22 protein-coding genes are annotated in these 22956 nt (G+C 60.7%); 9 read left to right on the top strand and 13 right to left on the bottom strand.

Annotated elements, in window-relative coordinates; genetic code table 11:
• Window positions 1-10: 10 nt before the first annotated feature.
• The 4 genes from ACE3OA_RS15325 to ACE3OA_RS15340 all read right to left on the bottom strand — a co-directional run bounded on the left by ACE3OA_RS15325 (window position 11) and on the right by ACE3OA_RS15340 (window position 4446).
• Entirely contained in the window at window positions 11-2476 is a 2466-nt protein-coding gene (locus ACE3OA_RS15325; protein WP_374312215.1) for a bacteriohemerythrin, read from the bottom strand.
• A 24-nt stretch (window positions 2477-2500) separates the two neighbouring features.
• A complete protein-coding gene (locus ACE3OA_RS15330; RefSeq protein ID WP_374312218.1) occupies window positions 2501-2929 on the bottom strand; it encodes a bacteriohemerythrin in 429 nt (142 codons plus the stop codon).
• A gap of 34 nt (window positions 2930-2963) precedes the next feature.
• Window positions 2964-3539 carry a molybdopterin-guanine dinucleotide biosynthesis protein B gene (gene mobB / locus ACE3OA_RS15335; RefSeq protein ID WP_374312219.1) on the bottom strand — a complete coding sequence of 192 codons (576 nt, stop codon included), beginning with the start codon at window positions 3537-3539 and terminating at the stop codon, window positions 2964-2966.
• 184 nt (window positions 3540-3723) lie between these two features.
• The gene (locus tag ACE3OA_RS15340; protein WP_374312221.1) at window positions 3724-4446 is read right to left on the bottom strand and encodes an NnrU family protein; all 723 of its coding nucleotides are present in this window, start codon (window positions 4444-4446) and stop codon (window positions 3724-3726) included.
• Window positions 4447-4642: 196 nt separating this feature from the next.
• Here ACE3OA_RS15340 and ytfE point away from each other — a divergent pair, with 196 nt between their 5' ends.
• The 7 genes from ytfE (at window position 4643) to ACE3OA_RS15375 (ending at window position 10579) form a co-directional block, all read left to right on the top strand.
• Complete coding sequence (gene ytfE, locus ACE3OA_RS15345) at window positions 4643-5365, top strand: iron-sulfur cluster repair protein YtfE (RefSeq protein ID WP_374312223.1); 723 nt, start codon at window positions 4643-4645, stop codon at window positions 5363-5365.
• A gap of 17 nt (window positions 5366-5382) precedes the next feature.
• The gene (locus ACE3OA_RS15350) at window positions 5383-5889 is read left to right on the top strand and encodes a hypothetical protein (protein WP_374312225.1); all 507 of its coding nucleotides are present in this window, start codon (window positions 5383-5385) and stop codon (window positions 5887-5889) included.
• Between the two features lie 13 nt (window positions 5890-5902).
• On the top strand, window positions 5903-7210 hold the full coding sequence (locus tag ACE3OA_RS15355; RefSeq protein WP_374312227.1) for an FAD-dependent oxidoreductase: 1308 nt from the start codon (window positions 5903-5905) through the stop codon (window positions 7208-7210).
• Complete coding sequence (gene tcuB, locus ACE3OA_RS15360) at window positions 7194-8318, top strand: tricarballylate utilization 4Fe-4S protein TcuB (protein ID WP_374312229.1); 1125 nt, start codon at window positions 7194-7196, stop codon at window positions 8316-8318. The genes ACE3OA_RS15355 and tcuB overlap by 17 nt, the downstream gene beginning before the upstream one ends.
• The gene (locus ACE3OA_RS15365) at window positions 8315-8707 is read left to right on the top strand and encodes a putative zinc-binding protein (protein WP_374312231.1); all 393 of its coding nucleotides are present in this window, start codon (window positions 8315-8317) and stop codon (window positions 8705-8707) included. Before tcuB ends, ACE3OA_RS15365 begins: the two co-directional genes overlap by 4 nt.
• Window positions 8704-9258, top strand: coding sequence for a molybdopterin adenylyltransferase (gene mog / locus ACE3OA_RS15370; RefSeq protein ID WP_374312233.1), 555 nt, complete (start codon window positions 8704-8706; stop codon window positions 9256-9258). The genes ACE3OA_RS15365 and mog overlap by 4 nt, the downstream gene beginning before the upstream one ends.
• A gap of 103 nt (window positions 9259-9361) precedes the next feature.
• On the top strand, window positions 9362-10579 hold the full coding sequence (locus ACE3OA_RS15375) for a mitochondrial fission ELM1 family protein (RefSeq protein ID WP_374312235.1): 1218 nt from the start codon (window positions 9362-9364) through the stop codon (window positions 10577-10579).
• Window positions 10580-10619: 40 nt separating this feature from the next.
• On the opposite strand, the gene ACE3OA_RS15380 is transcribed toward ACE3OA_RS15375, so the two are convergent.
• The 9 genes from ACE3OA_RS15380 to ACE3OA_RS15420 all read right to left on the bottom strand — a co-directional run bounded on the left by ACE3OA_RS15380 (window position 10620) and on the right by ACE3OA_RS15420 (window position 20268).
• Complete coding sequence (locus ACE3OA_RS15380; RefSeq protein ID WP_374312237.1) at window positions 10620-11333, bottom strand: cytidylyltransferase domain-containing protein; 714 nt, start codon at window positions 11331-11333, stop codon at window positions 10620-10622.
• Window positions 11326-12708 (bottom strand): surface carbohydrate biosynthesis protein, encoded by a 1383-nt coding sequence (locus ACE3OA_RS15385; protein ID WP_374312239.1) that lies wholly within the window; start codon window positions 12706-12708, stop codon window positions 11326-11328. The genes ACE3OA_RS15380 and ACE3OA_RS15385 overlap by 8 nt, the downstream gene beginning before the upstream one ends.
• Window positions 12705-14045 carry a surface carbohydrate biosynthesis protein gene (locus ACE3OA_RS15390; protein WP_374312241.1) on the bottom strand — a complete coding sequence of 447 codons (1341 nt, stop codon included), beginning with the start codon at window positions 14043-14045 and terminating at the stop codon, window positions 12705-12707. Before ACE3OA_RS15390 ends, ACE3OA_RS15385 begins: the two co-directional genes overlap by 4 nt.
• A gap of 21 nt (window positions 14046-14066) precedes the next feature.
• On the bottom strand, window positions 14067-15221 hold the full coding sequence (gene neuC, locus ACE3OA_RS15395; protein ID WP_374312243.1) for a UDP-N-acetylglucosamine 2-epimerase: 1155 nt from the start codon (window positions 15219-15221) through the stop codon (window positions 14067-14069).
• Between the two features lie 3 nt (window positions 15222-15224).
• Window positions 15225-16256, bottom strand: coding sequence for an N-acetylneuraminate synthase family protein (locus tag ACE3OA_RS15400; RefSeq protein ID WP_374312245.1), 1032 nt, complete (start codon window positions 16254-16256; stop codon window positions 15225-15227).
• 1 nt (window position 16257) lies between these two features.
• Complete coding sequence (locus ACE3OA_RS15405; RefSeq protein WP_374312247.1) at window positions 16258-17214, bottom strand: U32 family peptidase; 957 nt, start codon at window positions 17212-17214, stop codon at window positions 16258-16260.
• Window positions 17205-18212, bottom strand: coding sequence for a peptidase U32 family protein (locus tag ACE3OA_RS15410; RefSeq protein WP_374312249.1), 1008 nt, complete (start codon window positions 18210-18212; stop codon window positions 17205-17207). Before ACE3OA_RS15410 ends, ACE3OA_RS15405 begins: the two co-directional genes overlap by 10 nt.
• A complete protein-coding gene (locus ACE3OA_RS15415) occupies window positions 18205-18783 on the bottom strand; it encodes an SCP2 domain-containing protein (RefSeq protein WP_374312251.1) in 579 nt (192 codons plus the stop codon). The genes ACE3OA_RS15410 and ACE3OA_RS15415 overlap by 8 nt, the downstream gene beginning before the upstream one ends.
• Before the next feature lie 72 nt (window positions 18784-18855).
• Window positions 18856-20268 carry a nucleotide sugar dehydrogenase gene (locus tag ACE3OA_RS15420; protein ID WP_374312253.1) on the bottom strand — a complete coding sequence of 471 codons (1413 nt, stop codon included), beginning with the start codon at window positions 20266-20268 and terminating at the stop codon, window positions 18856-18858.
• A 516-nt stretch (window positions 20269-20784) separates the two neighbouring features.
• On the opposite strand from ACE3OA_RS15420, the gene ACE3OA_RS15425 reads away from it, so the two are divergent.
• Window positions 20785-21081, top strand: coding sequence for a ferrous iron transport protein A (locus ACE3OA_RS15425; protein ID WP_374312255.1), 297 nt, complete (start codon window positions 20785-20787; stop codon window positions 21079-21081).
• A 4-nt stretch (window positions 21082-21085) separates the two neighbouring features.
• Window positions 21086-22951 (top strand): ferrous iron transporter B, encoded by a 1866-nt coding sequence (locus ACE3OA_RS15430; protein WP_374312257.1) that lies wholly within the window; start codon window positions 21086-21088, stop codon window positions 22949-22951.
• Window positions 22952-22956: the final 5 nt, after the last annotated feature.

A 22956-nucleotide genomic window follows, 5' to 3' on the forward strand; every position in this document is an offset into this window, starting at 1 on the left:
GCGATCCGGCTTAATGCCGCAGATGTTCGGCCAGGCGCGTATCCGCCGTCGAGATATGAGTCATCCACCAGCTGCTTAGAAGATTGAGCAGATCCACCCCCGCCTCTCGATGCCCTCCGGCATATTGGTCATGAAGCTGGGTCAGCCGTTTCACGAAGCCTTCATGATGGCGCTTGTGTTCGGAGAGCTCCGGATAGCGCCGGGATTCCATCAGCGCCTCTTCATGCGCAAAATGGGTCCGCGTGTATTGCATCATCCGGTCAAAAGCCGCATCAATCTTGCTGCTCGACTCGCCCGAGCCAATTACCTGATGCAACTGGTTGATCGTCAGCATGATCTGCTGGTGTTCGGTATCGATATCCTGTTGACCGATTATGAGGTCGTCACTCCATTCGATGAGGTCACCCGACGACCCGCCGTCGGCCGCCCTCACCTTGTCGAGGAAGCTGGCCACATTCTGTTTGAGAGTCTGCGTCTGCTGGGACAGATCATTCGACGAGACGGAAATGTCCGTTGCCAGTTCCGCCGACCTTTCGGCAGAAGCCAGCACCCGGTGAATGCTGCTCGTCACCATGGCGCTGCCGGCCGATGCCTGTTCGACATTACGCGCAATCTCGGCCGTCGCAGCACCCTGCTGTTCGACCGCGGCGGAGATTGACGCCGACACCTCGTTGATCTGCTTGACGACACCGGTGATCTGCCCGATTGCCCCAGCGGTATCGGTGGTCGAGGCCTGCACCTCGCCAATCTGACGTCCTATCTCCTCGGTTGCCTTGGCGGTCTGGTTGGCCAGTGATTTCACCTCGTTGGCGACGACCGCAAAACCACGGCCGGCTTCGCCAGCGCGCGCCGCCTCGATCGTGGCATTGAGGGCCAACAGGTTGGTCTGTTCGGCAATATCGGTGATCAATCGCACGACGTCGCTGATCTTATCGACCGTAGCGACGAGCGCATTGACCTTCTGCCCGGTACCGTCGGCGATGGCCGCCGCCTGCTGGGTGACATGGGCAGATTGCGAAACCTGGCGACTGATCTCCTGAATCGATGCCGCCAATTCCTCGGTCGCACTTGCCACGGATTGAATATTTGTCGTCGATTGCTCTGCCGCCGTGGCGACCGATGCGGACTCATTTTTTGTATCAGAGGCGCCCTTGTCGACGCCGCTCGCCGTTACGCCCATGACGTGCTCGGCATGCGAGAGCCCGTCCAGAATGCTGCGGATCGTCAGTTCGAAATGGCCGATATAGGAATTGACCTTGGCCTGCCGATTGTCGCGCTCACGCTGCGCTGCCTCCTGTTCGTGCGCCAGATTGTCGGCACGGATCATGCTTTCCCGGAAGACAGCGACGGATTTCGCCATGTCGCCAACCTCATCGCCACGCTCGGAGCCTTCAATGGGTACGGATTTATCGCCTTGCGCGAGTTTCGTCATGACGAGAGTCATGCCGGAGATCGGGGTCGTGATCCCGCGGGCGATCACCAATCCGAGGATGATGGTCAGGGCAAAGAGCAAGGCCGAGGCGGCGAGAAAGACAAGCAACGTATCTCTGGCGCCGCGTCCAAGCAATTCAGCCGATCCATTGAGATCAGCTGCGATCTTCTGTTCAACCGTTTCATAGGCATCAATCTTGCGCGTGACGGCTGCAAACCAATCGCCGGCTTCGATCCCCTGGGTCGACCCGGTCTCTGGACTGGAAAGGGCGATCTCGCGCAGATGCGCCACTTCGGCGAAGGGGGCCGAGTCCGACAGCGCATCGAAATCCTTCAACAACGAGTCCGAGGCAAGTACCCGGAATCGGTCGAAATAGGCTGTCTGTTCCGCAATCAGACCGACGAAGTTCCGATATGTCGGGGGATCGAATTTTCCCGCGCCAAAGCCGGCGCCACCCATCGCCCGCTCAACGCCGACACGTTCTTTACCCTGCAGAAAGCTGGCGTAGGCGATGATGCTGCGCGTTACCTCCGCATTCCGGCTCAACGAGGCCATTTGTTCGACGATCGGCAGCAATTGGCGGATCGCGGGCGTATAGAATCCGGTCATCTGCGGCAAGGTGAGCTCAAGGCCCTGGACGGAATTTCGTGTTTCGGCAAGACCGCCAAGCTGCTGCTGCGACTTGGCAATCAACGCGCCGATCGAGGGATCGTATCGCGTAAAATCGATCCCGGAGAGCGCCGATTGCAGAGCGGCCAGTTCGGTGTCGGTTTCCTGATACTGACCCTTCAATTCCGTACCGTAGCGGCTGCCCTTGCTGCCGATGAAGATGGCTGAGGCGCCGCGCTCCCGCTGCAATTGATGAACCAATCCGCTCACTTTGGGCGCCAGTTCCGCCAGAACCTGCAGGTCATTCATTTCCGACCACAGGCGGTATTTGTCGGCTGCGGCAACCAGCGACATGATCAACAGGCCAATGACGGGCACGCAGAGGGCGATCAAAATCCTCTTGCCAATCTTCAGATTGTTGAACATCCGCGCCATGACGTTGCTCCGTTGATTCGATCTCTAAAGCCCAGCTAGGTTCATGAGGTGCGACTTGTAGTCCAGGTCGTGCCTGACGATGATGTCGATGATTTTCATCTCCAACGATGCGGCCAGTTGCCGATGTTGCGGATCTTCGCCTGTAACCCGCGCCACCATGATCGCGAATTCCTCGAGCATGCTCTCTATCCGGCGATGCTGTGCCGTGTGCTCGGCACATCGCGGAAAGCCCGTCTTCTGCAGCAGTTCTTCCTCGCTGCGAAAGTGGGCGGCACAATCCTTGATCAAGGCGTCGACACGATTGCGCACATCGACCCAACTGCCACCTGAAAGCACCAGGTCTTTCAGTTGGCCGCTGTCGGCAAGGAGTTGCTTGTGCTGCGCATCGAGTTCGGCATCTCCCGTCTCGAACGTCGCGTACCAGGGTCTGTCCGGTGCTGTCGGATCGGCCATCGCCTGCCCCCCATGCCCTTCTCGCTGCTCTCCTTTAAGCATCCAAATGCTGCCAATCGACAGTCCTCGCCGATATCGTCGAATCGCGACGCTGCATGGTTCTGGCCAGATTGTCGGCCGGGAACACGCCGGCCGCAGCAAGGATGAATTCCGCTATTTCACCGATCGCATTAGGGGGAAAGATAGGCAGGGTTGATTGCAGGGAGGTGTCCGAGATAAGCGCCACGATGCTCGGGTCGTCGGGATAGCTCGGCCGGCGATCCTGATCGGCAAGGACGATTTCGCATTTTGGGATCGGGGCCAGATGGAAGCCTTCGACCAGGACCAGATCGACTGGAGCAAGGCGTCGCAACAGCACGTCCAGCTCCGGCTCGGCCAACTCGGCGCGCTCGGTCATGAGTGCCCATCGAAAGGAATTGGCGATCATCACCTCGCGCGCGCCGGCCTGACGATGCGCATAGCTTTCCTTGCCCGGGCGGTCGAGGTCGACGTCGTCGCTGACCCGCTTCAACGTCGAGATACTGATATCCAAGGCACCCAGGGCGCTGACCAATTGCGGCACGAGCAGGTTCTTGCCGCGACAATTTCCAATGATCCCAAAGACACGCATGACATTCCCTTTGCAACAAACAGGCACTCACATCGAACCTGCGGGATGCTAAGGGAATGGTGCTCGATGTAGTTGACGCAGATCAACTTTACGTAGACCTACATGCGGGCATTTCTATAATTGGCATGCATCATGCTTTCACATGATTTTCATCATCTGGATGAATGACATTCATCAATTATGATCAACCGAATGGCCAGGGCGAGACACCGATCACCTGCTGATGAAGTGCCAGCAGCGCGACGTAGAAGAGGGCCGCAATGCCGAGGCGGATTGGATTGAGGGCGCTCAATCGCGGTCTCCATCGGCCGGTGCAAAAAGCCACCCCTGGGAAATTGGATGTATGCGCGGCGCGCAATTGCCACGCGACGAGCCCCATTTCTTTCTGTCGGCGGCGATCGAACATGATGGTCCCTGCAATCGCATAGGACGCAAACAGGCCAAACAGAATGACATGGGCCAAGTCTCCGTTTGGGAAGAGATGCGCCATGGCCCAGATCGCCAATCCCCATAACAGGGGATGCCGCGAAAAGCCGGCAATACCCGGACTTTGGGGGGCGAATCCTGCCTTACGACCGCCAAGGCTGAACGGGTTCGGGACGGCTGCCCCAAAAGCGATCAACAGGCAGACGACCGGCATCGCCAAATGGGGCACCAGGAACTGCCACTCCGCGATTTCCCATAAGGGAATATAGGGAGCGCGCGCGGCGGCACGTATCAGCCAAACAAGCAGCGCCATGGACAGCAGGCTGTAGAGCGTTCGATATGGAACAGCGCCTAACTTCTCAATTGCTGCATTGCGAAGGCGAGGCATTGCGGCAAATACGTGCGACCCCAGGAAAAGCAGCATAGCAAAGCCAAATTCCGCCCAATCTGCCGCATCGGCCAAGGCATTCTCCAAACGCATTCCACGCACCTCCAGCCACTGCCGCCATTCGATCCGCCGGCAGAGTGACATCCCCGACATAGTCGCCTCGTGAGTGAGACGCTTCGTCGCTGATTCCAAAATCCGATTGCGAGACTGCCGGAGTCACGTCAAAGTTACATCTAATATCTATCTTTAAATATGCCAAGAACGGCGGACTTCCAAGAAAGGGCCAGCAATGACCAATCCTGCCACCGATCACGCCATGGATCATCGAACGATCGGCGAGATCGCCGCGACAGTGCCGGGGGCGACGGCCGTATTCCGCAACTACAAGCTCGACTTCTGCTGCGGTGGTGAGGTTGCACTGGCGGATGCCGCCGCCAAACGCGGGGTCGATCTGGGCGAAGTCACGCATGCCTTGGCGTCGCTTGAAGGTATCGATCACGACATGCTTCCGGAAAGCACCAGTGACTTGATCGACCATATCGTCACCCGCTTTCACGAAACGCACCGCCGCGAGTTGCCTGAACTCTACCGGCTGGCGCGCAAAGTGGAATCGGTGCATGCAACGCATCCGTCCGCACCCGCGGGCCTTGCCGATATCCTGGCCGATATGCTGAACGATCTCGAATCCCATATGGCAAAGGAAGAGGCTGTTCTTTTCCCACTGTTCCGGCGGGGTGGACACCCATCCATCATGCACCCGGTGGCACAGATGCGCCGGGAACATGACACACACGGGCAGCATCTGCAGCAGATCGAACAGCTCACCCACAACTTTACGCCGCCAGCCGAAGCATGCCGCTCCTGGCAGGCACTCTATGTCGGCCTCGCCAAACTGACCGACGACCTCATGCAGCACATCCACATTGAAAACAATGTTCTGTTTCCACGTTTCGACCAGATGCAGCCGCTCGTGGCCGAGCACTCGTCCTGCTGCGGATGCTGCGGCGGCTAGGGCATAGGACAATGTCGATGTCTCGGCAGTCTCTCAGCAATGAAAACGCCGCCTTGTTGAACGGTGCGGTCGACTTCTGCCGGCAGACAACCATGCATCTGCGGGAGGTCACGCTGCTGGCACATGAGCGGGCCGGCACCACGGGCGAGGAAACGCGCATCATTGGCCTGTTGCAGGAATGCCTGAATTGCGCATCCCTGAATGCACAGCTAGCCCATGACATGGTGGACATGGTCATGTCCCGGGCAGTCTTCGCGCCAGATAGATTGCAGGCATTGGCAACCTCATTTGCGGCAATACCGGCCGCCGGTTTCGACAATGCCAGGAATCTGGCTGTGGCGCGCGCAAGGCATCTCTCGTTGAGCGAAGGAATCCGCTTGCTCACGGCTGAATCGCTCGCCTCCAGTTATCGGCTGAAGGTGTTGGTCAACCGACTGGCGGACGCACTCGCCATGGCCGTGCCGGCGGACTCGCCCTTGGCCACCACCGCGATATCAGGCTATGCCAATGGGGCCGCCAACTAGGGACGAAACAGGCTTGCGGCTGCAGTCCATCCCTGCCGAATATGATACCGTGGTGGTCGGTGGCGGCTTGGCTGGTCTCTGCGCGGCCATCACCGCGCGTGGCCATGGGGCCCGCGTCCTGTTGATCGAACAGGCCCCGCCCGCATTTCGCGGCGGCGACACCCGCCACGCCCGCAATTGCCGCGTGGCCCATACTGCACCCTCGAATTTCAGCGAGGAAGCCTACACGCCTCGAGAAATGGCCGAGGATATCCGCGCAGCTGCAGGCGAAAGGCTTGACGATACCTTGGTCGAAGCCGTCGCCACAGGCTCCCTGTCACTTCCGGACTGGTTCAGCCGACAGGGGGTACGGTTGCAACGGCGCCTGGATGGAGCAATTCCCTGGTCACGCAAAACGGTCTTCTTCTTGGGCGGCGGAAAGCGCGCACTGAACGCCCTCTATCATGCCGCCGACAGAATGGGCGTCGACATCCTCTACCAAACACGGGCGATTGAACTTCATTGCGCGCCGATGGGCCCGCACCGAATTCACTGTCGCCAGGGCTTGGGCGAGCGCCGGCTCCTGGCTCGGACGGTGGTATTGTGCAGTGGTGGCTATCAAGGCGACATGGACTGGCTCGCGGCGGATTGGGGTGAAGCTGCCAGACACTTCATCCTAAGGGGTCGGCCTCACAATGGGCATGACATTCTCCGCCGGTTCCTGGCGCTTGGCGCCACCCCGGCCGGAAACCCGCTGGATTGTCATCTTGTCGCTGTCGACGGCCGGATGAGGGCAGCTGACGGCGGCATCGTCACCCGCGTTGATGGCTTCGACGACAGTCCGGTTCTCGACTGCTTGGGTCGCGTCATATGCCCAACCGAAGTGACCGCCGGCAAGCATCGCTTTGCCGCCTGGGGACGCGCAATCACCGAATGCCCTGGACAGATTGCCTATCTGATACGCAAGAATGACAACCGGCAATTTCAGCGCACGCTGCGATTCGTGCCTCGTCCACTTGCGACTCCGCTTTCCTGCGAAGACCCGCCCGAGGCCGTGAGGGCGTCGCCGTTGGTGAATAGCGCCCAGGACACAATCATCCCCCTGCGGCCGGGCATCACCTTTACCACTCATGGCCTTGCCGCCGATACCTCGATGCAAATCATCTGGCAGCATGCCCGCCCAAGAGACGACCGCCGACCCGCAGGGATATTCGTCGCGGGGATGATCATGGCTGGAAACCTCATCCGAAAACGATACCTGTCGGGCCTGGCGACGAGCCTCAGCGCCGTTACCGGTCGCATTGCCGGCCTGGGGGCTGCACGTCATGCCATGCAGCGATAAGGACCTGCTCGACGAAGGGGCGCGCGCGTTGGCTCTGTGCAACGCCTGCGGCTATTGCCGTGGCTATTGCCCCGTCTTCGATCGCGCCCATCAACACAATCAGCTTGGGGAAGGCGATCTCTTCTACCTTGCCAACCTTTGTCACGATTGCGGTGCCTGTCGCGCCGCCTGCCAATACGCGCCGCCGCATCACTTCCATATCGATATCCCGGACACGCTCGCAGCACTGCGACAGCTAAGCTATCGGCGGTTTAGCCGACCTGCCTGGGTTGCCGACCGCGCCTGGCATGCAGGTGGCTGGCGCTGGACCCGATGGACGGCCATCATATCGCTACCCTTGATCCTCTATGCACTGAGTGCCGATACCAACCCTGCAGCCGGGCAATCATTCTACGCCGTCTTTCCCTGGCCGATCATGGCGCTGATCGGTGGCGTGCCTGTTATCTGGGCCCTTGCCGCTGTCAGCGCCAGCCTGTTGGCATTCTGGCGTGGGATAGTGGCGACAACTGAGCCGCCAGAATGGCATCGCGTTCTATTTCATACATTGCTCGATGCATTTGCCTGGCGCCAGTTCGGGCGCGGCAATGAAAGCTGCACCCACCATGCCGGTGGTGCTGCCAGCTTGCGCAAGTACCTTCATTTCGCAATCCTCTTCGGGTTCATGGCCTGCGCGTCGGCAAGTTTCCTGGCGGCTATCTATCAGCATCTTCTAGGCCACGAAGCGCCCTATGCACTCGCAAGCATGCCGGTCATGCTCGGTGCTGCCGGAGGATCCGGCATCGTTATCGGCAGCATTGGAATGATTCTATTTTCAGCGCGACGCGGCGCTTCGAACCGCGCGGATCGCAGCTTCGTCATCAACCTCCTGTTGGTTGCAGTGACTGGATTTCTGCTGCTGTTCCTGCGTGACACCATCTGGCTCACAGTCGGCTTGACGCTTCATCTTGCCGCAGTCTGCACCTTCTTTTTTGCCCTACCTTACGGGCAATTCCTGCATGGGCCATTTCGGTGCGCGGCGATGCTGCTGGCGGCTCATGAAGTCCGCCGCGCCAGATTCATGCAGCGATCCAATACACCGCCACAGAAGACTGCAAAGGAGCCGATATGACCAAGCAGGACCCGCAATTGCCGCTGATCTATTCCTGTTCCGGCTGTTCGAGTGCCGCACAGATGGCAAACCACATCGCCCTGACACTGGACAGGCGCGGCGTCGCGGAGATGTCGTGCATCGCCGGCCTGGGCGGGGACGTAAAGAGCCTGGTGAAGCAGGCGCAATCCAAGCGGCCGATCATTGCCATCGACGGATGCCCCCTTGTCTGCACCCGCGCAACGCTTTGCCGGCATGCTGTCATCGCGGATATCCACATCGTGCTCAGCAATCTTGGCGTCAAGAAGCGTTTCCACATGGACTTCGATGCCGCCGATTCCGAGCGTATCGCCAATCGGCTGGCCAATCAGATTGCCACCCGGACGGCCAATGGTCAGTTTGCGCAATGAGCCTTCCGAGCCAAGCTACCGTTCCAGCCAGGATCGGCATCGTCACGGTATCGGACCGTGCCAGCGCCGGCATTTACGAAGATCTCGGCGGGCCCGCCATCCGGAAGACGCTGGAAGAAATCATCGCCGGCCCCTGGACAGCCCAATCGACGATCATTCCCGACGATTCGGAGCAGATCCAGCAAACCCTCTGCAAGTTGGCCGACGTCGAGAATTGCTGCCTCATCGTCACCACGGGCGGCACCGGTCCGGCGCCGCGTGATGTGACTCCCGAAGCCACGGCGGCAGCCTGCGATAAAATGATGCCTGGCTTTAGCGAATTGATGCGTGCCGTCAGTCTGCGACATGTTCCCACGGCCATCCTGTCGCGGCAAACGGCCGGCATTCGTGGAAGTTCACTTATCGTCAATCTGCCTGGCAAGCCAAGCGCCATTCGAGAGTGTCTCATGGCGGTATTTCCTGCGATACCCTACTGCATTGATCTGATCGGCGGACCGCGCCTGGAGACCAACCCGGCAGTTGTCACGGCATTCCGACCCAAGGGTAGCTGACTGCATTGCGACATATGGTCGTGGTCTTCCAAAGGTCTGAATCGACTAGTCTGCAAAGGCTTAATCGATGATTGGCAAGCCGTATTAAGGAAGAGTCCTGACTATGATTGGCGGTCCCGCGGTGCCTGTGCCGGAGCCGGTTGTATGGCTTCTTCTTGGTGACAAACGCGGCGACAACGCTCAGGTTCTGGCGCTGGGCCAGGCCTTGGGTTGGCGAATTGTCATCAAGCAGCTCCACTACATCGACGGCTTCCGAGTACCCTACCGTCGCCGTGGCGCCAGCTTGGCTGGAGTGGATCTGGATCGCAGCGCGCCACTCATTGCACCTTGGCCGGACGTTATCATCGGCATCGGTCAACGTTCAGCGTCAACGTCGCGCTGGATCAAACACCAGTCCGGTGGCTGCGCACTCAATATTCGCCTTGGCCGACCACGCACAAGCCTGCGCCATTTCGACCTGGTCATTTCGACCTTGCAGTATGGCCTCGCGAAATCAGCGCGGACCATGCTTCTCACCCTGCCGCTCACCCGCGTCGATGAACCGGAGCTGAGCCAGACGACAATCGAGCGGCAGGACTCTTTCGCACAATTGCCACGGCCGTGGACGACGGTACTGATTGGTGGCAAGAACACGCGCTTGCGGCTGGACCGGGCGGTTATGGGTGATCTTGTCGACTCGCTCAGTCAATACCATGCGGAGCATGGCGGCAGCCTTCTGCTGACGACGAGTCCGCGGACACCGCGCACTGCCGGAGACCGGCTTCAGGAGTTGGCGGCGCAGAAGTGGCGTGAAATTCCGCATTTTCTCTTCCGATGGACGCCAGACATATCCAATCCCTACAAGGCGATGATCGCCGGCGCAGATCGGGTGATTGTGACAAATGACACCGTTTCCATGGTTGCCGACGCCGCCGCCATGGCCAAGCCACTCTCGGTTTACGAACTGCCGCCCAAGACCGGTTTGAAAAAGGCAAAATTCCTGCGGCCGTTCATACGTCGCTTCTGCAATTGGCTGGCGCTGCGTCAGGAATCGGGGCGACCCGTCACGCTGCTCGACATCTGCTACAACTATCTGACCAATGCGGGCTTCATCCGCCCCCCGCGGAACATTCCGATCGTCTTCGCGAGATTGAATAGGTTGGGCGCCATCAAGCCGCTTGGAGAGAGGTCGGTCGGCCTGCCGATGGCCGCTATGACAATGACGCGCGAACAGGCAGCTGTCGTCAGGCGCATTCGGAGAATGCTGGCCGAAAGGTATGGGATCCCGGTCGATCACCTGCCCACGACTGAGGCTCTCGCCCCATCAGCGATTTCGGCCTGAAGCAAGCGCTAGGATCCGGTCGGCCCGTCTGGTGCCAGTTCTATTCCGCGCGGCCGCGCATTGCCAGGAATTCGGCAAAGGCAAGGTCAATCGGCTCGTCGATATTTGCCACATGCCCAACCGTGATCACGCCGGCACAATCCGTCTCGACGATCTCCATGCGATCGACAACCGCCTCTCGCATCGCCGCGTAGCACAACCCGTTTCGTGTATAGTAGGCGGGAATGCTCTGCCGGTTGCTGTGACGTGCGCCGTCGGGGTGCAGGAACGATACCTGCCCTTCCTTCAGCAACATCAGTTTCTCCGGCGTAAAATGTCCCGGGACGCGGCTGATCGTGGTTGCCGCGCGGTGGCCACCCAGAAGCATCGCATCGATAGTCGACGTTACGTCTTCGACGGTGCGTAGAGGCGTGGTCGGCTGCAACAGGACCGAGCAATCAAAGCGTCGCTCGAAGGCGGCCTCACTCTCCAACCACGCATGCTGCCAGGCAGCGACACCTGTGGCCTTATCCGAGGCCAATTCGGCAGGGCGCAAGAACGGCACGTCGAGGCCACACCGGCGCCCCTCTGCGGCGATTTCCGGGTCATCAGTCGACAACACGCAGCTATCGATCCATGTCAACCCCTTGGCAATAATCGCTGCATGTTCGACCAGCGACAGGCCAGCCACCTTGCACAGATTCTTCCGTGGGATGCCCTTGCTGCCACCCCTGGCCGGTATGACGGCAAGAACCGAAAAGCCATGCCTAGCCATGAGCCCCTCCCCCAGATGCCACGATCTCATAGATGTTCGGATATATCTGGCTGATCGCCACCTCGGGCAGGTCGGGCCAGGCTGAACGCAAGTCATCTGCCCGATGGCCCAGATCAGCGGCAGAAAGACTGGGGAAGTTGCGCTGCCGGAAAACAGCCGCTTCGCCACCGCTTTGCGTACGACTTGAGGCTAGTTTCCGGTGCCGGCGACAACGCATCTTCAGTGCTCGGTGCAGCCGCCGCACCTTTGAGCGGAAGCCCGACATCGGGGGCCGCGTCAAGTGCCGCACGGCGTCAAGGATGCGCTCGGCGGCAAGGGGACCATCTCTCGCGGCGATGAATCGCGCAAGGATGCCGTCTCCCTGTTGCAGAATCGCTCCATCATCCAGGCGTCGGTCAATGCGTGCCGCCAGCAACCTGATCAAGGCATCCGTATCAAACGCATTGTGGCTTACCGCGTTGGGTAAGTGAATGTCATGCGCCTCGGATACGATTGGCCGATAGGCTATGGCCGGCACCCCGAGGAGAAAGGCTTCAATGGCCGTCGTGCAACCGTTATGGATGACGGCCGTCGCTGCCGTCAGCCAAGGGAGCACGGAGCCGCTATGGACAACCTCTACATTGGGCCAGGCAGCGGCAATCTCGGACCAGGGTCGATGATCTTCCGCCGGATGCGGCCGCACCACGATTTTCCGGTCGGGAAACGCTCGAGCGACAATCGGAACAAGCTCCAGGAAGGCCTGGAACAGCGCTATCCTGTGAGTGCGCAGCCCATCCGCTCGATGTGCGGTCACATAGCGGTCGAACTTTGTCTCGCGCGCCGCGTGATAGAAATTGACGCTCCCGAAATTGCTGTTGATCAGAATGAAGTCGCCATATTCACCGCGTATGGCAGCGGCTTCTTCGTTGTGCAAATCGCGGAACGCCGGTCGCAACAGATCGGCACGCGCATTGCCGGTCACGACAATCGGTGTCCCTGGATATTGCGCCGCCTGTGTCCACAGACGGCTGTTATCGTCACCCCAAGCCATCATCAGCTGCACCAGGGCGGCACTTCGCCGTGAAAACCGTGTCTCGGCATAGGCGTGGTCGCTGTAATAGACCAAGGCTTCCTCATCCCAGGCCGCCAGCGCATAACCGAGGTCGCGCAAGTTCCGGAACATCTTGTAGCTGGCATCGGTCACGCCCTTCTCGAGCCGGACACCTGGGGGCAATTGGTCCGCACGCAGATCCAGATCAAAACGGCACCCAAGGATTGTTGGGTGTCCGCGTCCTGCGGAAAGACAGGCCAACAGGAGTTTTGCGTCGAGTTCGCGCGCGGCAATTTCGACAGGTATGATCAAGGGTGCATTGGATGAGGCAATGCTCCCCATCATGCCGCCCGCAACTCAAAGACGTTTGGCCGCAACTCGCACACATTCACGCGGCCGAAGCGGCCCAGGCACTGCTCCAGAGCCGCAACAGATTGCTTCACGCTGTCGACGTCAATTGGCGGAAAGCGGTGCGCATTGTAGTCGGCACTGTTCTTGTGGTTGCTTGTGGTGAGGAATGCCGCCTTGCGCCGTTGCCTCAGAAAAGCCTGCACCCGACCCAGATGGCGCCTCAGGCCCAGGGAGCGCTGGCGTCCCCGGTTGGCGAAAGCCAACAGATCGCCCACGATACGATCACATGACAACGACGCATCCACGGCAAGATGACTATTCAGTTGAGCCGGCAGGCCGCCCGACTGGACCGCCATTGATGATTGTGCAGCAACGGCGCCCAGCAGATCATCCAGATTCAAGGTCGTTTGGCTGACGCTGTTCGGCAATTGAATGTCAAAACGTGAATCGCGAATTGGCTGATAGGCGATCGCCGATTTCCCGAGCAGCGACGCTTCGATGGCCGTCGTGCATCCATTGTGGATAACGGCTTGCGCGCCTAGGAGCCATGGCACGATGCCGCCGTCATGCCGCACATGCAGGTTCGGCTGGTCGCGCGCCACCTGCTCCCAGGGCGCCGGGTCTTCCGATGGGTGTGGGCGTACGACGACTGATGTCGCGGGAAACGCGCGCGCCAGCGCAGATGCCGCGGTAAGAAAGTGGCCGAACATTTCGCGCCGATAGGCCAGCAGATCGAGATGCCGCTGCGCGGCCTCGGCATCGCTGAATCGCTCCAGAACCGTCTCCGTGGCGTTGGGCAAAATGTGATTGACCGTGCCGAAATTGCTGTTGATCAGGATGTAGTCGCCGAAGTCGACCTTCAGCAAACGGCGCTGCTGCTCATGCAACTGCCGCAACTCCGGCCGTAGCAGGTCCAGTCTCGGGTTCCCGACAACCCGAATGGGGACACCGTGGTAACTGGGCGCACTGCGCCAGATCTCTGCGTTATCATCGCCCCAGGCAAAGAGCATGCTCGTTGCCTGCATTACCTCCGGGTCAACGCGCGCCGCGAGATATTGTGCCGGCGTGTGGTAGACCAGTGCCTCCTCATCCCAGGCGACGATTTCATGGCCAAGCCGTGTCAAAATCCGGCTCATGCGCGCGCTGCTCGAGCGCAGATCCTTCGCCAGGTAGATCGCTTGCGGGAAGTCCGCGATCGATGCGTGTATGTCATGCCGGCTGCCGACAATGGCCCGGAAGCCGGCTTCGACCGCAACACAGCCGAGCAAGAGCTTCGCGTCGAATTCCCGGTTCCGGTTCTCGGAAGGAATGATGAGGACACGATCCATCATTTTCGGCGATCCCTCATCAGCTCAGTAGGCCAGCTGCTTGCTGGTCTCGAGAGATGTCGTCGCCAGCACGTCGGCGATGCGCGTGCCCGCATGCCCATCGCCATAGAGCGCGTCGGATTGGACATGACCATGGGCCAACGTGCCGCGGATAGCGTCCCGAATGGCATCACGATCGTAGCCAACGTCGATGACATTGGCGCCACGATCCCGGCCGGTCTGGCGTGAGCCGATATTAATCGCCGGGACGCCGAGATAGGCACATTCGCGAATGCCGACACTGGAATTTCCGACGATACAGGCACTGCCCTTGAGCACACGCAGGAACTCTTCCGGCGGCAGGTTCTTGAAGAAGTGGATATGGTCAAGTTCGCCGCGCTCACGCCCGGCACGCAATCCGCGCGCCGTCAGATCCGATCCGGCATCGACATTCGGCCACAGCCACAAGGTCGGCATGGCGATATCGCGGATCGCGGCCAATGTCTGCTCAACCTGCCAACGCGCCGATTTATGCTCCTGCGTCACCGGATGCTGCATGACGACGATATATCCCTTGGCAAGATCCAGGCGCGGCCCGACACCGCCATAGGTCGCGAAGATGTCGTCTGCGACCATCGGCGCTTCGATGGCTGCCTTGGCCACGTCGATGGATGGGCAGCCAGTTACATGAACGCGTTCGGCGCGCTCGCCCATGCGTATGACCCGTTCAGCTGCGTGCTGCGACGCCACAAGATGGATATCGGCAAGCTTCGTAACGGCGTGGCGGACCTTTTCGTCGATGGAACCCGTGATTTCACCGCCCTGGACGTGGACCAGCGGCACATGCAGATAGGCGGCGGCGATCGCCGTAGCGATCGTTTCAAACCGATCGGCAATGGAGACAACCATGTCCGGCTTCAGATCGTCCAGCACCGTGGCCAATTCCGACAGACCGAAACCCGTCGATTTGGCCGAGGTGACGAGGTTTTCGCCCTCGACAATCATGTAGACGCGCCGGTCGATCTTGAAGCCTTCCGCCTCGATGACCTTGTCGGCTGCGCCATAGCGATCGAGCAAGGCAGACGCCGCAACCACCAACTGGAGCTCAAGGCGTGGATCGGCCCGGATCGCCGCCAGTGCCGTCTTGATGCGCGAATAGCTTGGGCGTGCCGTGATGACGACACAGACCTTGCGGGTCATGCTCTACTCCAGGTCTTCATGCAGAATTTGATGATCACACGCCACGGCGCGTCGCAGGCGGCGGCCGATCAATCCCGGCAGCTCGACCGCCGGAAGTCCGCCGCCCGGCTTCTTGAGCGCCAGCATCTCTTGGGAAAGTGCCGCTCCCGCCGGCAGGTTCCGGCTGGCGACAATGCTCTTGGTGAAAGTTGCGCGCAGCGCGTCGAGTTCCGGTGCCAGAACGCCACGGTCAACCGGGTGCGCCATCATGCGCTGGATGAAATTCATGCCCTCGACCAGGGTTTTCAATTCAGTCGTCGTGACCGACGAACTGACATCGGGGCCGAACATTTCGCGGCTCAAGGTGACATGCAACTCAAGCACTTCGATTCCAAGAGCCGCCGCGGCCAGCCCCGGAAAGATCGTGCCGGAATGGTCGGATAAGCCGACAGCGGTCTGATAGCGATCTCGAAAAAGGCCGATTGCGTTGAGGCCGATCTTCTCTGGCGGGCATGGATAGGTCGAGCTGCACTGCATCACGGCCAAGGGACATCCGGCCCCGGTGATGCGCGCGACAGCTGCGTCGATTTCCGAGAGATCACTCATACCCGACGAAATCATCACCGGACGCCCCATGGCCGCGACCGCATCCAGCATCTGTATGTTGGAGATCTCGCCCGACGCGATTTTCCAGGCCTTCATATCCAGCCGCTTCAACAGATCGACTGCTTCGAGCGAGAATGGCGAGCTGAGGAAGACGAGACCCTTCTCCTCGGCGTGATCCTTAAGGCCGGACCATTGCTCCGGTGTGAACTCCATGCGCTGCCAATACGCGTAGCGCGTCGCATCCTGGTAACTGAACTTGCGCCGCCATGGCTCTGACGGTGTGCTCTCCGCCTTGGCAATGTGCGTCTGGAATTTGATAGCCGTGGCCCCGGTCGCGGCAACAGCGTCGATGAAGGCGTGTGCCGTACCGAGACTGCCATCATGCGCCTGCGCCACCTCGGCAATGATCGCACAATCTGCTCCAGGACGGGGGTCGGACAGCCAGTTCATTTCATGCCCTCGCCACGGCGGCACCATTGATGCCACGATAGAAGCCATCGATAAAAGCAGCGCCATCCGGGATCTTGGGCAGGGTATCGGCCAATTGCTGCGGTTCCGCTCGACCGTCGAGCAGATCGCGGTACAGCCCGGCAACGGCAACCATGTCCACATCATGTGGAGAGAGACGGAAATGCCGGACACCCGCAGAGCGCAGGTCTGCCACATGAGAGGCCAGGTTCAGACAGCCATGCGAGAGGGTCTGCAGGCCGTTCACGGCGAGAAACGACGCGCCATCGAGCGTCTCGACCGCCAAACCGTCCAGGTCACGCTCGCAGACGAAGCGGCAACCGTCTTTGTGCAGGTTTTCGGCGCGCGCATGATAGCAGCGCGCCGATATGGCAAGTGGCGCTCGCCCAAAGACCTGAATTTCGAGCGGCACGCCTGCCGCGGCCAATTGCCGGATAGCATTCCCGGACAATTCGGCCGGCAAAGCGATCCGGATGGCGCCCTTTTTCTGCAGAACGGCGATCGTGCCTTCGTTGTAGGAGTTGATTGACGGGCCAACGATGTGATCTCGTCCAGCCAGCAATGACAGTGCAGCAATGTCATTTGCCTCGACCAGAAACTCTCCGTTGTTCGCAATTTCGCGCATCTGGTCGATTTCACGCCGGGTCATGCTGAGCGCCAACGTGGATAGAACGACTGTCTTGCCGCTTTGCTGCAAGCGGGCAATGACGTCTGGGAGCATCGGGGCGATGAACGGCTGGCGCTTGGCGCAGACGACTTCGCCGACATAGACGACATCGACCGGTGCTTCATCCGCAATCCGGAAGTAGAAGTCACGCCAGCGCTCGGCGGCCCAGTTGAAGAGGATGGGGCCCAGCGTCAACAGCGGACGGTCCTTGCTCCCTGGCATTTCCATTGCCGGCATTTGGTCGGGGCTTGTCATTTTCATACCTAGCGCCATGCTTTCCGATAGGCGCCGCTTGTGGTCTGGCCGCCTTCGGTCAAGTGCAGCAACGTGTCTGCCGGCATGTCCCGGCCTCGCGACAGAGCGTCGACGGCATCCCGGAATCCACGCACCACATCGCTGATATAGGCTTTGCCCCGCTGCCGGCCTTCAATCTTGAGGGCACGGACACCCGCCCGTTGCAGCTGCGGCAGAATGCCGAGCGCGCTCAGGCTGGTTGGCTCTTCAAACAGGTATTGCGGCTCGCCACGCACGAGGAACTGACCTTTGCAGATGGTCGGATATCCAGCCAGCTTCCCCGGCTGAAAGACATCTATGGTGAAGTCACCGAGGCGGGACACCATGTTCTCCCCGCGCTGCTCATACTTGACCGCGCAAGCGGGGGAGCAGACACCGTTCATGTTGGGCGATTGGCCGGTGACATAGGATGACAGGGAGCAGCGGCCTTCGGCCATGACGCAGAGGCCGCCGAAGACGAAGACCTCGGTTTCGACGTCAATTTGTGCATTGAGGGCGGCAATTTCGGCAATAGTGAGCACGCGCGGCAAGACAACGCGCTGCACGCCGAATTCGCGCACTAAAAAGCCGATCGATTCCGCGTTGCTGGCCGATGCTTGCACCGATAGATGCCGACGCAGGCGCGGATGGCGCGTTGCGGCGTAGTCCAACAGGCCTATATCCGCCATGATTGCGGCATCGACATGAAGATCGGCAGCGAGATCGACGGCCTGCCGCCACAACGACATTTTCCCCGCCTGGGGATAGGTATTGATCGCCACCAGTACCTTGACGCCGCGTTCATGAGCGAAGGTGACCGCCGCCGCCATTTCCTTGGCGCTGAAATTGAGGCCCGGAAAGTTGCGGGCGTTGGTGGCGTCATTGAATCCGCAATAGACCGAATCGGCACCCGCCTCTACGGCCGCTCGCAGGGCAGCCGGCGTGCCGGCTGGGCAGACCAGTTCAAGCGGTCGATCCAGTGAAGACGTGTCACCCATGGCTGGCTCGCGACCGGCCTGAAGCCTGTGTGGCATGCGCGGCCTGCAACAGCGACAAGGCGCGCCCCGCTCTCATTCCCATTCGGCCGTGAAACTGGATCGCCCGTCTCGCCAGCCCCGCTGCCGGGCCGAAGCGGGCGGCGACATCATCAATCAAGTCGATCTCCGCACCGTCCAGCGCATTGCGGAGGCACAGGACCGCTGCCATATCGCCTTTTATGCTCAGGGCCCGGCTGAAGAACAGGGCGTCGCCGTCAACTCTCCCCTGCAGCAGAAGCAGCAGAGCCGGAAGGGGGCCGCTGATGGTGGCGCTCGCGGCCGGCGGATTGTCTTCGCGCCGCAGGATTTCGATGCTGGGCGTGACGGCGCCCGGGGTTAGAACAAACAGGACCGGAGAATTCGTTACGTCGATAAGAAATGTCGCGTTACCCAACTCACGCAAGCGCGCAAACATGTCGGCGTGGCGCCGCAGGATGCAGCCCAGAATGAATGTGGCGGTATGCTGCAGGGGAGCCAATGGCAAAGAGGCCGCAACCGGCATCAGTGCTGCCAATAGAGCCTCGGCCGACACGGAGCCCTCGCTCTCATGAGGTTTCCCGATCACCAGCGTATCATGCCTGTCATTCATGGCGGGTGCTGGCAGTCAGGCCTTGACCACATGCGCCGCCGAAATGCCGGCCCGCCCCATGGCGTTGCGTGTATCCACGATCAATCGGGCATGTCGGCCAACGAGGTCGTAGTCGACCTGGTTGTGATCCGTAACGATCAGCACCGCGTCGGCAGCGGCGATCGTTTCCGGCGTCAGTTCGGTCGATTTCAGGCCGGACAGGCTGGCATGCTCGCGCGTCGGCTTGATCAAGGGAATATGCGGATCGTGGAATGTGACCTCGGCCCCTTGCTTCAGCAACATTTCAAAGATCGTCAATGCGGGGCTCTCCCGCAGATCATCGACATTCTTCTTGTAGGCGATACCGAGCAGGAGAATGCGCGCGCCCCGCAACGCCCGCCCCTGTTGTTCGCTCAGCTGCCGTACGAGTTGCGCAACGACGAATTCCGGCATGGCGGCGTTGATCTCGCCGGCGAGCTCGATGAATTTGGTGTTGATGCCGAACTCCCGTGCCTTCCAGGTGAGATAGAACGGGTCTACCGGGATGCAATGACCGCCCAATCCAGGCCCGGGATAGAAGGGCATGAACCCGAAGGGCTTCGTTGCCGCCGCGTCGATGACCTCCCAGACATCGACTCCCATCGCCATGCAGATGACCTTGAGTTCGTTGACCAGGGCGATGTTGACGGCACGAAAGATGTTTTCCGACAGTTTGACGAATTCAGCCGTTTCCGGGCTGCTGACCGGTACGGCGCCGGCGACGATCTGATCATAGAGGACCGTCGCCACCTCGCGCGCTGCCGCACAGTCGCCGCCGACGATCTTTGGGATGCGCGACGTGCCGAAGGACGCGTTGCCGGGATCCTCCCGCTCAGGCGAATAGGCAAGGAAGAAGTCACGCCCGGACCGCAAGCCGCTGGCCTCAAGCAGGGGTTTCAGCACTTCCCGCGTGGTGCCCGGATAGGTGCTGGATTCCAGAATGACGATCTGTCCCGGCCGTAATACCGAGGCCAGCGCGCGTCCTGTCGCCTCGATGAACTGCAGGTCAGGCTCCCGGTGCCGGGTCAGGGGCGTGGGGACGCAGATGATAATGACATCGGCCTGACGCAGCTCTTCCATATCTGTGCTGGCCTTGAAATCATGCTGTTGGCCGAGGGCTGCAATCCGTTCATCCGGAATATGCTCTATATAGGAGCGACCGCGGTTGAGCGCACGCGCCTTCACCTCGTCACTATCAATGCCGAGAACCGGGTACCCCTTTTCGGCAAACAGGCAGGCCAGCGGCAATCCCACATAACCCAGCCCGATGATGCCGACACGCGCCTTGGCGGCAAGAATCAGCTCCAGGAGAGTCTGCCGATGCTGGCCGGCAACTGAAGGTACCGGCACCTCGCTGCTGCGCTCGGATATGTCGGCGGCCCAGCCCACGGTCGATTTCAGGACGCTCATAGACGTCAGTACTCCAGGTCAATTTATTTCGGGCGACGCGGCAGGCGCAATCGCACGACCTGTTGCGCAGAATCAGAGAAGACGCCGGAACTCCCAGATGACGTTCTGACGCACCGCAAATGTCCCAACCGATCGGCCCCGCCGATTCACGCTGACATGCGACACGGGATCGTCGGGCCCGGCTGGAATCCGCGGTTTGCACCTGCGGCGCCGTCATCGATGAGGTCGGCAGGCAAATGCTTGCGGCGCGGTCAAGTTGACAACATGGCGCACGCGACAAGCGGCCCAACTTCCGGACGAGCCGCGTCTTGGCGACAAAAGGACGCATGAACCCGAGCCCGCCCATTTGAATGAGATCAAGTTGGGGAAGAACCGACTGCAATATCGTCTTTATTTGCGCGCCAACTGCCGGAGCGCATCACCAACCCTGCGACCTTCGTAAACTTGATAATGAGAATTACTGGCGGCAGGATGCCGCCACACTTGATACATCGCATCGCGATCTGAGGCGCCTCCATGCATTCCGGACTCATCATTGCGGACCACAAGACAAATGCCGCCCTGCGCTTGAGCGATTGCTATCGCGGCTGGCGCGGATCGATCGTCGGCCTGGCCATGCCGTCCGGCACCGCGCTGGCTTGGGCCGAACTGGAGCGGCGACTGCTTGAGATGGGCTTCGTCGAAGGCGCCCACATCGAGGTGCGGCACGACGGCCCCATCGGCCGCGATCCCATCGCCATTCGCCTCGACGATACATTGGTAGCGCTGCGCCGCCGCGACGCCGGCGCCGTTCTTGTCGTGGGCAGGGAGTAGTCGCATGTCCGCTTTGGCCAACGCCACCGGCATCGCCCTGGTCGGTTGCCCGAATTGCGGCAAGACCGCCTTGTTCAACGCCTTGACGGGAAGCCGGCAGAAGGTCGCCAACTATGCAGGCGTCACCGTCGAGCGAAAGGAAGGGCGACTGACAACCCCGGCCGGCAAGTTGGTTCGGGTCCTGGATCTTCCCGGAACCTATTCCTTGCGCGGCCGCAGTCCCGATGAAGCCGTGGCCCGCGACGTCATGCTGGGACAGCGGCGGGGCGAAGCCGCTCCCGACGCCTTGATCTGCGTCGCCGATGCCACAAACTTGCGGCTGTTCCTGCGCCTCTTCCTGGAACTCAAGCAGCTCAACTATCCCATGATCCTGGCACTCAACATGGCCGACATCGCCAGGCGCCAGGGCTGTGAGATCGATATCGAGCGCCTCTCTGCCGAACTGGGCGTGCCGGTGATCCCGACCGTTGCGGTGCGCAAGGGCGGCACCGAGGCCCTGCTGCGCGCGATCGACGATGAATTGCCGCGAATGCAACGGCGCGAAGCTGATTGGCAGGCGCCCAGCGCGCAGGATCTCCGCGCCGCCCACCGCGAGGCTGACCGAATCCTGCGGCTCTGCGCCTTCCGTGCCGGCGACCATCGCTTTACGTCACGTATCGACCATATCCTGCTGCACCCGGTCCTCGGCGTTCTTATCCTGCTCGCCCTGCTGTTCCTGATTTTCCAGGCCGTCTTTGCCTGGGCGGCACCCGCCATGGACGGGATCAGCCAGATCTTCGACTTGTTGGCGGCGGCCGCGCGTCAGTTGCTGCCGGCCGGCATGCTGCAGAGCTTCATCACGGATGGGATCATCGCCGGAATCGGCAGCGTGCTGGTCTTCCTGCCGCAGATCCTGGTGCTGTTTCTCTTCATCATCCTGCTCGAGGATTTCGGCTACATGGCGCGTGCCGCCTTTCTGATGGATCGGCTGATGGGCGGCGCCGGCTTGCACGGTCGCGCATTTCTGCCGCTGCTTTCCAGTTTTGCCTGCGCCATACCCGGTGTCATGGCGGCGCGGGTCATCGAAAACCGGCGCGATCGCCTGGCCACGATCCTGGTGGCACCGCTGATGACCTGTTCGGCGCGCATTCCCGTCTACACGCTTCTGGTCTCGGCTTTCATTCCGGAACGGAGTCTGTGGGGCGGGATCGGCCTGCAAGGGCTCGTCATGTTCGGCCTCTATGCTGCCGGCATCATCTCCGCCCTGCTCGTTGCTGCGTTCATGAAGCGGATCGTCTGGCGGCAGGTCGCCGAACCGTTCCTGATGGAACTCCCAAGCTATAAATGGCCACGCCCGCGCAATCTGTTGCTGGGCCTGTGGCAGCGGGCCGGTGCCTTCCTGCGGCGCGCGGGCACCATCATCCTCAGCCTGTCGATGCTTATGTGGTTTGCCTGCACTTTTCCGCAGCCACCACTCGGCGCCAGCGACCCGGCCATCAACTATTCCCTGGCCGGACTCATCGGGCATGCCCTTGCCGGCTTCTTCGCACCGATCGGCTTCAATTGGCAGATTGTCGTGGCGCTGATCCCGGGCCTTGCCGCGCGTGAAGTGGCGGTCGGCGCCCTGGCAACGGTCTATGCGGTCAGCGACGGTGACGCCACAGCCGAGACCGCTCTGCAGTCAATGCTCGCAACACAATGGTCGCTGCCGACGGCACTTTCGCTACTGGCCTGGTATGTCTTCGCGCCGCAATGCCTCTCGACGCTTGCGGTCGTGAAGCGCGAGAGCAACAGCTGGCTCTGGCCCCTTGTCATGTTCTCCTACATGATGGCCCTGGCCTATGCTGCAGCCTTTGCGACCTTCCAGCTCAGTTCAATTGCCCTGGGCTAAGCGCA

Source organism: Dongia sp. (genome assembly GCF_041906375.1).
Classification (GTDB): Bacteria; Pseudomonadota; Alphaproteobacteria; order Dongiales; family Dongiaceae; genus Dongia.

Coding starts and splice junctions, on each gene's coding strand:
- ACE3OA_RS15325 (WP_374312215.1), bottom strand. CDS start 2,476: ATGGCGCGGATGTTCAACAATCTGAAGATTGGCAAGAGGATTTTGATC.
- ACE3OA_RS15330 (WP_374312218.1), bottom strand. CDS start 2,929: ATGGCCGATCCGACAGCACCGGACAGACCCTGGTACGCGACGTTCGAG.
- mobB (WP_374312219.1), bottom strand. CDS start 3,539: ATGCGTGTCTTTGGGATCATTGGAAATTGTCGCGGCAAGAACCTGCTC.
- ACE3OA_RS15340 (WP_374312221.1), bottom strand. CDS start 4,446: ATGCGTTTGGAGAATGCCTTGGCCGATGCGGCAGATTGGGCGGAATTT.
- ytfE (WP_374312223.1), top strand. CDS start 4,643: ATGACCAATCCTGCCACCGATCACGCCATGGATCATCGAACGATCGGC.
- ACE3OA_RS15350 (WP_374312225.1), top strand. CDS start 5,383: ATGTCTCGGCAGTCTCTCAGCAATGAAAACGCCGCCTTGTTGAACGGT.
- tcuB (WP_374312229.1), top strand. CDS start 7,194: ATGCCATGCAGCGATAAGGACCTGCTCGACGAAGGGGCGCGCGCGTTG.
- ACE3OA_RS15365 (WP_374312231.1), top strand. CDS start 8,315: ATGACCAAGCAGGACCCGCAATTGCCGCTGATCTATTCCTGTTCCGGC.
- mog (WP_374312233.1), top strand. CDS start 8,704: ATGAGCCTTCCGAGCCAAGCTACCGTTCCAGCCAGGATCGGCATCGTC.
- ACE3OA_RS15375 (WP_374312235.1), top strand. CDS start 9,362: ATGATTGGCGGTCCCGCGGTGCCTGTGCCGGAGCCGGTTGTATGGCTT.
- ACE3OA_RS15380 (WP_374312237.1), bottom strand. CDS start 11,333: ATGGCTAGGCATGGCTTTTCGGTTCTTGCCGTCATACCGGCCAGGGGT.
- ACE3OA_RS15385 (WP_374312239.1), bottom strand. CDS start 12,708: ATGATGGGGAGCATTGCCTCATCCAATGCACCCTTGATCATACCTGTC.
- ACE3OA_RS15390 (WP_374312241.1), bottom strand. CDS start 14,045: ATGATGGATCGTGTCCTCATCATTCCTTCCGAGAACCGGAACCGGGAA.
- neuC (WP_374312243.1), bottom strand. CDS start 15,221: ATGACCCGCAAGGTCTGTGTCGTCATCACGGCACGCCCAAGCTATTCG.
- ACE3OA_RS15400 (WP_374312245.1), bottom strand. CDS start 16,256: ATGAACTGGCTGTCCGACCCCCGTCCTGGAGCAGATTGTGCGATCATT.
- ACE3OA_RS15405 (WP_374312247.1), bottom strand. CDS start 17,214: ATGGCGCTAGGTATGAAAATGACAAGCCCCGACCAAATGCCGGCAATG.
- ACE3OA_RS15410 (WP_374312249.1), bottom strand. CDS start 18,212: ATGGGTGACACGTCTTCACTGGATCGACCGCTTGAACTGGTCTGCCCA.
- ACE3OA_RS15420 (WP_374312253.1), bottom strand. CDS start 20,268: ATGAGCGTCCTGAAATCGACCGTGGGCTGGGCCGCCGACATATCCGAG.
- ACE3OA_RS15425 (WP_374312255.1), top strand. CDS start 20,785: ATGCATTCCGGACTCATCATTGCGGACCACAAGACAAATGCCGCCCTG.
- ACE3OA_RS15430 (WP_374312257.1), top strand. CDS start 21,086: ATGTCCGCTTTGGCCAACGCCACCGGCATCGCCCTGGTCGGTTGCCCG.